Here is a 376-nt window from a genome sequence, read left to right as displayed (position 1 = left end):
GATACAGAATATTGGCGCCGTTTACGCCGTGAAGCATCATGTTCATGCTGGAGACGCGCAGCATGGTGGTGTCGAAGTCGAAGCCCCAGAACATCTGTTTATTGATGTGTTCCCGGTAGGGGTCCAACAGGTCGCCGGTGTAGTGCTTGTTGCCCTCCTCGTCTTCGAAGGTACCGGCATCGCTGGAATGCACCCGGTTGAGGTATTCCATGGTGCGGGTTCCTGGCCCGCACCATGGAATACCTCAACCGGGTGCATTCCAGCGATGCCGGTACCTTCGAAGACGAGGAGGGCAACAAGCACTACACCGGCGACCTGTTGGACCCCTACCGGGAACACATCAATAAACAGATGTTCTGGGGCTTCGACTTCGACA

At 56.1% G+C, this 376-nt stretch carries 1 pseudogene; it reads right to left on the bottom strand.

The annotated features are described in order from the left end of the window. Positions 1-211: pseudogene (locus tag A3730_RS12780) on the bottom strand (SAM-dependent DNA methyltransferase); the annotation flags it as partial. Between the last annotated feature and the right edge of the window lie 165 nt (positions 212-376).

The organism is Alcanivorax sp. HI0044, from assembly GCF_001634945.1.
The sequence above is the reverse complement of the archived record's forward strand: the minus strand, read 5'-3'. Positions and strand labels throughout refer to the sequence as shown.